The following is a 6,674-nucleotide window of genomic DNA, read 5'->3' on the forward strand; positions in this document are numbered from 1 at the left end:
GCCGGTCCCGGCGCGGCTGACCGGTCACGCCAGGGCCGCGGTCCACCGGTCCACGTGCGCGTCCAGCAACTCGGCGGTGGCCGCCCAGTACGCGCCGTCCTCGGCGTGGATCCGCGCCCACGGCTGCACCCCGTCGCGGGCCCCCCGGCGCAGCAGCTCCGACATGGCCCGGGCCCGGCGACCGAGCAGCGCGGCCAGCGCCGGCCGCTCCGCGTCGGGCAGGCCGTAGCCGTCGACGAAGGCGCGCAGCCGCGCCGCGGACTCGGCGACCGGCCGCTCCGGGCGCATCCCCGCCATGCTCTGGGCCGCGTACGCCAGCTCCCAGCCGCGGGTGCCGGGGCCGGCCCCGTCCCAGTCGATGAGCACCCAGCCACGGGCCGCGCGGACCAGGTTCCACGGCGCGACGTCGTGGTGGCAGATCAGCTCCGCGCCGTCCGGCGGGATGAGCCGCTGCCAGGACGCCCCGGGCGGGGGCACGAACCCGGCCGTGGCGCGGTGCAGGTCGGCCAGGAACGCGCCGATCGACGCCAGTTCCGCCACCGGGTACGTGCCGGTGGCGTCGCCCAACTCGCCCGGGACGTACTCCAGCACCTGCCGACCCCGGTCGTCCCGGCCCAGCGGCCGGGGCGCGCCGGTGAAACCGACCTCGCGCAGGTGCGCCAGGAGCGCGTCGACCGCGTCGGTCCACGGGCCCACCGGCCGCCGTACGGTGTCACCGACGCGCACCACGCCGGTGCTGACATTGCCGATCAGCGGCTGCTCCACCGGCCCATCCTGGCAGCCGGACGGCGTCCCCGCGTCCCACGCCCGGACGGCGGGACGCGGGGACCCCCCGTCCCGGCTACTGCAGGAACGCCCCCAGGGGCGACAGCAGCAGCCGGCCGAGCAGCGCGGCGTTGTCGTCCAACCGCGTCCGCTCACACTCGCGGGCGTCCGGGTCGTGCCGGCACCGCCAGATCTTCTGCGCGTTGCGCCACGCCACGTTGCGGGTGTACTCGACGAGTTCGCCCTGGTACCAGTCGTCGATGTCGCCGTTCACCATGTCGATCATGAGCTGCCAGTGGTCCAGATACCCGCGGCGCAGCTCCGGGATCCGCTCGGCGAAGATCTCGTTGATCTCCAGGTAGTCGCGGTGCTGGTCGCTGCCGTCGACCGGCTCGGACTCCAGGCTCTCCAACGTGGTGACCAGCGCGAACGGCAGGTCGTAGTTGATGTGCGCGTTCACCCCGGCGGCCGCCGACGGCAACGGCCGGGCGTCCGGGCCGCGCATCCGCTTGAACAGGCACGACCACGCCTTCGGGGTGCTCGGGCTGGAGTCGGTCCAGTAGCGCAGCGCGTCGAAGTACCGGGCGGCGAACTCCACGTCCAGCCGGGCCAGGAAGGCCGGGTCGGTGAACCGGTCGTCGTACAGTCCGTCCAGGACGGTGCTGGTGATGACCAGGTAGAGCTTGTTGAAGTCGGCCAGCGGGCAGCTCGCCTCCAGCGGAGGCAGCCGGACCAGCAGGTCCTGCAGCTTGGTGAGGTGGTCGACGACGGCCGGCACGTCGGCGGGATGGTCGGCGAGCAGCCCCACGATGTCCTGGTGCACCGGACCCCAGACCGGTTCGGTCATTGTCCCCTCCACAGTGGCCAGCGCCCCCGCAGCGCTCCCATCGACCTCGGACAGCCTGCCAGCCGCCGTACGCCGGCCGGATCAGTAGAACGACGTATTCGGCGCCCCGCCGGCGGGCGCTACTCCGGGCGGTTGCGCAGGTGGATGGCGCTGGCCTGGACCCGGGTGCGGACCTGGAGCTTGTCGAAGATGTGCGACACGTGCACCCCGATGGTCCGCTCGCTGATGAACAGCCGCTGACCGATCTCCTTGTTGGTCAGCCCCTCGGCCACCGCGGCCAGCACCTCCCGTTCCCGGGCGGTCAGCACGGCCAGCTCGTCGACCGGCGGGCCGTCGGCCGGCGCGGCGGACCGGGGCAGGGGCACCGCACGGGCGACCTCCTCCCGCTCCTCCAGGGTCACCCGGGCCCGCCCGGCCAGAGTGCGGATCTCCGAGCTCAGCGGCGCCGCGCCCAACGCCTGCGCCGTCCGGTACGCCTGGCACAGCAGCTTGCCGGCGGTCGCCACCCGGCTGCGCCGGGCCAGCAGCGCCTCGGCCTGCCGCAACCGCGAGTACGCCGCCGGGTAGGGGTGGTTGCGCCGGTCCCACTCGAGCGCCGAGCGGGCCCACAGCTCCGGGTCGCCCCGGCCGTCGTCGAGTCGGCTGATCTCGGCGGCGCAGAGCGCCAGGAACCCGTCGGCCACGTAGCGCACCGGGGCGCCGGCCTTCTCGCTCTTGCGGGCCACCCGGTCGACCACCTCGCGCAGCCGGCGCACCGCCGTCGGGTCCACCTCGATGGTGCGGCTGGCGGACGCCTCGGCCTCCGCGCGCAACCCGTGCCAGGCCAGCGTGGCCAGCACGATGACGTCGTCGGAGCGGCTCTCGGTCAGGCCCCGCTGGACCGCCTGCCGGGCCAGGTCGTGCCGGCCCTGCCACATGGCCAGCCCGGCGCGCAGGATCAGCATCGGCAGCACGTGCCGGGCACCCCCGCCGGCCAGCACGGTGGCCACCGCCTCCAGGTCGCGGTCGGAGGCCTCGACGTCGCCGTACCCGACCGACAGCCGGCAGCGGGCCAGCAGCAACTCCACCGCGTCGGCGCCGGACGGGCGGTGCCGCAGCGCCGCGGCGACCACCTTCTCCGCCTCTGCCCACTGCCCCACCCGGAACAGGCCGTTGGTGGCGATCGCGAGCAGCCGGGTCTCCCAGGTGCGGCCCAACCCCAGCTCGGCGACCCGCTCCGCGCCCCGGCGGGCCACCACCACCCCCTCCTCGAGGATGTTCAGCGGTCCGGTCAGCAGCTCCGCCAGGTGCAGGTACGCGCACGCCACGTCCTCCGGGCGGCCGGAGCGCTCGGCGGTCTCCAGGGCCCGCCGCATCACGGTCAGCCCGGTCTCCGGATCCTCCAGGTACGCCTCGCTGTAGCCGAGCGCGGCGCTGGCCAGCACCACCTCCGAGGCGGCGCCGGGCACCGCCGCGGCGAACAGCAGCGCCTCCCGGGCCTGGTCGCCCGCCTCGGCGTACCGGCCCAGGTGCAGCAGCAGCTCGGCCAGGTGGGCGGCGGCGGTGGCCCGCTCCCGCGGTGTGCAGTCGGCCGACTCCAACGCGCGCCGGTACTCGGCCTCGGCGGGCGCCGAACGGCCGGCGGCCGCCAGGTAACGGGCCCGCCGGATGTGCAGCGCGCAGGCCGGCGGACCGCCCGGGGCCCCGGCCAGCTCCTCCAGCAGGTCCAGCGCGCGGGCGTGCTCACCGCAGTGGTGCGCCGACTCGGCGGCGTGGGTGAGCAGCTCCGACCGGTCCACCCCGGCCGGCGCGGCCCGGTCCGGCCCGGCCGGGGTGGCCAGCTGCAACGCCACCGACCAGTGCCGGTGCGCCTCGGCGTAGCCGTGCAGCCGCTCCGCCTCCCGGGCGGCGGCCATCGCGGCGGGCAGCGCCCGGGCCGGCTCGCCGGCCAACCGCCAGTGGTGGGCCAGCCGGGCCTGGTGCAGCTCGCCGGTCGCCGAGGTCAGGGCCTCGGCGTAGCGGCGGTGCAGCACGGCCCGTTCGGCGGGCAGCAGCTCGTGCGCCAGCACCTCGGCCACCAGCCGGTGTTTCAGCCGGTAGCCGTCGTCGGCGCCGACCAGCAGGCGGTGCGCCACCGCCGCGCGGACCGCCTCGATCAGCTCCTCCTCGGGCAACCGCACCACCTGGGCCAGCAGCCAGTGCTCGACCGGCTCGACGCCGGCGGCGACCGCGTGCACCACCGCGTGCGCGTGCTGCGGCAGCGCGTCCACCCGGGACAGGAAGACCTCGCGCAGCGTGTCGGAGAGCCCGTCCCGGCCGTCGCGCAGGTCGCGGGCCAGTTCCTCGACCACGAACGGGTTGCCGCCGCTGCGCTGCCACATCCGGTCGGCGGCCTCCGGCGCCAGCGGCGCGCCCACGATCGCGGCGGCCAACTCGTCGGTGCCGGCCCGGTCCAGTGGCGCCAGGTCGACCACCCGCACCGAGCGCAACCGGCGCAGCTCGGTGAGCACCCGGCGCAGCGGGTGCGCGCCCTGCAGGGACTCGGCGCGGATCGCGGCGAGCACCGACAGGTGCAGGTCGCCGAGGCCGGCCAGCAGATAGAGCAGGAGCTGCCGGGTGCTCCGGTCGACCCACTGCAGGTCGTCGAGGACGAGGACCAGCGGGCGACCGCCGGAAACCAGGTGCAGCCCCCGGGTGACCCGCTCCAGCAGGGCGCCCGCGCCGTCTGGGCCGGGCGTCTCCTCGTCGAACACCTGGAGCAGGCCACGCACCGCCGCCGCGGTGCGCGCCTCGGCCGGCTCGGCGTCGAAGCGGCGCAGCGCCTGGCGCAGCGGATGCAGCGGGGAGGCGTCGCCGATGTCCAGACAGGAGCCGGTCAGCACCAGCGCGCCCGCCTGCCGCAGGCGCTCGCTGACCTCGGTGAGCAGCCGGGTCTTGCCCACGCCGCTCTCGCCGGTGAGGAAGACCGCCGCGGTGCTGCCCGGCGCGACGTCGTCGAGCAGCGCCGACCGCAGCGACGCCACGGTGTCGGCACGGCCGACGAGCGGCGCGGTGTCCACATCGCTGGCCATGGCACGCAGCCTAGTCACCGCTTCCCGCACCCTTCTACGGGCTCGGTGCCCTTGTGGTACCTCTCGCGTCGACATTGCGACTAAAGGTTGCGGGTGGTCGACATACGTCGTCCTACCGATCCCCCGACGACCCGGTGGTGAAAGTCTCCGGAGGTCGTCAGGCGGCGCACGGGGGGAAAGGGTGGGCACGATGCCAATGACCTCGACCGTGGGGTGTCGGAATACCGTCACGCGCTGGCCGGTGCCCGAGGAGCGACGGACGGTCAGCGTGCTCTTCGCTGACATCGTCGGCTCGACCGGGCTGGTGGAACGGCTCGACCCGGAGGACGTCCGGGCGCTGCAGCGCGCGTACTTCGGCACCGTGGCCGGGGTGTTGCGCCGGTGGCACGGCGTGGTGGAGAAGTACGTCGGCGACGCGGTGATGGCCCTGTTCGGGGTGCACGGCTCGGACGGCTTCGACGCGTACCGGGCGGTACGGGCCGGGCTGGAGATCCAGGACGCGCTGGCCCGACGGGCACCGGCCGGCGTCCGGCTGCGGGTCCGGGTCGGGGTGGCCACCGGCGAGGTCCTGGTGGACCTGGCCGGCACCCGGGACGGCGGGCACGGGTCCGCCAGCGGCGCGGTCATCACCGCCGCGGCCCGCCTGCAGGAGTACGCGCCGCCGGGCGGGGTGGTGGTCTGCGCTGCCACCCAACGGGCCACCGTCGGCCTGCTCGACCTGCGCCCGGCGGCCGCGATGGCGCTCGCCGGCCGGCCGGCGCCGCTGGAGGTCTGGCGGGTCACCGGGCTGGCCCGGCCCCACCGGCCCCGCCACCGGGGCCGGCTGGTCGGCCGTCGGCGAGAGCTGGCCACCGCCGGCGACGAGATCAGCCGCGCGGTGCGGGACCGCCGGCCCCGCTGGGTGTCCCTGGTCGGCCCGGGCGGCAGCGGGCGCAGCCGGCTGCTGCACGAACTGGCCCGGGCGGTGTCGATGGTGGACGGCCGGCCGGTCCGCTGGTACGTGGCGCACTGCCCGCCGTACCCGCGGGGGGATCTCGCGCCGCTGGCCGACATGGTCCGCGCCTTCGCCGGGCTCCGCGACAGCGATTCCCCGGCGACGGTACGGCGGCGGCTGGCCGGGGCCCTGCACGGGCTGCTGGCGCCGCACGGGCGGGCCGAGGCGGTGCAGGACCTGGCCGACCTGGTGACCGCGCAGGCGGACGCGGCGGCCGGCCGCGGGGCGCAGGCGTGGCGGGAGGTCCTACTCGCGCTGGCGGCGGAGCAGCCGGTCGTGGTGGCCGTCGACGATCTGGACCGGGCCGCCGCGCCGCTGAACCGGTTCCTGCACCTGCTGTTCGCCGCCGCGACGCGACGGTCGCTACCGCTGGCGGTGGTGGCCACCCACGGGCCCGGCTGGGCGGACCTGCTCCCCGGCGCGGCCGGCCGGCACCGGCGGGTGCCGCTGCCCGCGTTGGGCGCCGTCGACACCGGGCGCCTGCTGCGCCATCTGCTCACCCGGGCGGACCGGCCGGCGGCGCTGGCCAACCGGTTGCTGCCGCTGGTCGGCGGCAACCCGGCCGTGGCGGGCGCGTACGTGACGGCCCTGGACCGCGACGGCGTGCCGGCCGGCGTGCCGGAGCCGGTACGGCGCCTGGTGGACGTCCGGCTGGACCGGTTGGACGGGGAGCAGCGGGCCGCGCTGATGGCGGTCGCGCACCACGGGGCGACCGCCGGTGCGGACCTGGTGGCGCGGCTGCTCGACTGGCCCACGGGGCACGCCGAGCCGGTGCTGCGCGCGCTGACCGACGCCGGTCTGCTGCGCCGCGTCCCGGGCGGGTACGCGGTCGCCGAACCGACGGTGGGCCGGGTGGCCCAGGACCGGCTGCCCCGCGCGCGGCGCGCCGAGTTCACCCGCCGCCTGCCGGACGGGCCGCACCCGGTACTGGCCGACGCCACGTGCCGGCCGGAGCGGCCGGCGTGCCACGCCGAGCCGGGGTCCTGCCCGGTCCGGGCCGGTACCCGCGCCGGCGCGG

Annotated in this window: 4 protein-coding genes; 1 reads left to right on the forward strand and 3 read right to left on the reverse strand. The window is 76.6% G+C overall.

Annotation, left to right across the window (positions count from 1 at the left end):
- Window positions 1-24: 24 nt before the first annotated feature.
- The 3 genes from LQ51_RS11595 to LQ51_RS11605 all read right to left on the reverse strand — a co-directional run bounded on the left by LQ51_RS11595 (window position 25) and on the right by LQ51_RS11605 (window position 4,662).
- Window positions 25-765 carry a phosphotransferase enzyme family protein gene (locus LQ51_RS11595; RefSeq protein ID WP_197087664.1) on the reverse strand — a complete coding sequence of 247 codons (741 nt, stop codon included), beginning with the start codon at window positions 763-765 and terminating at the stop codon, window positions 25-27.
- 76 nt (window positions 766-841) lie between these two features.
- Window positions 842-1,612, reverse strand: coding sequence for a DUF5995 family protein (locus LQ51_RS11600; RefSeq protein WP_046565012.1), 771 nt, complete (start codon window positions 1,610-1,612; stop codon window positions 842-844).
- Between the two features lie 119 nt (window positions 1,613-1,731).
- Complete coding sequence (locus LQ51_RS11605; protein WP_046565014.1) at window positions 1,732-4,662, reverse strand: helix-turn-helix transcriptional regulator; 2,931 nt, start codon at window positions 4,660-4,662, stop codon at window positions 1,732-1,734.
- 241 nt (window positions 4,663-4,903) lie between these two features.
- Here LQ51_RS11605 and LQ51_RS34355 point away from each other — a divergent pair.
- On the forward strand, window positions 4,904-6,674 hold a 1,771-nt coding region (locus tag LQ51_RS34355), incomplete at its 3' end, for an adenylate/guanylate cyclase domain-containing protein (protein WP_052744825.1).

The sequence above is a fragment of the Micromonospora sp. HK10 genome, from assembly GCF_000982955.1.
Lineage (GTDB): Bacteria > Actinomycetota > Actinomycetes > Mycobacteriales > Micromonosporaceae > Micromonospora.

Bases quoted from the DNA above. Each gene is read 5' to 3' on its own strand.
- LQ51_RS11600 (WP_046565012.1), bottom strand. From the start codon at position 1,612: ATGACCGAACCGGTCTGGGGTCCGGTGCACCAGGACATCGTGGGGCTG.
- LQ51_RS11605 (WP_046565014.1), bottom strand. From the start codon at position 4,662: ATGGCCAGCGATGTGGACACCGCGCCGCTCGTCGGCCGTGCCGACACC.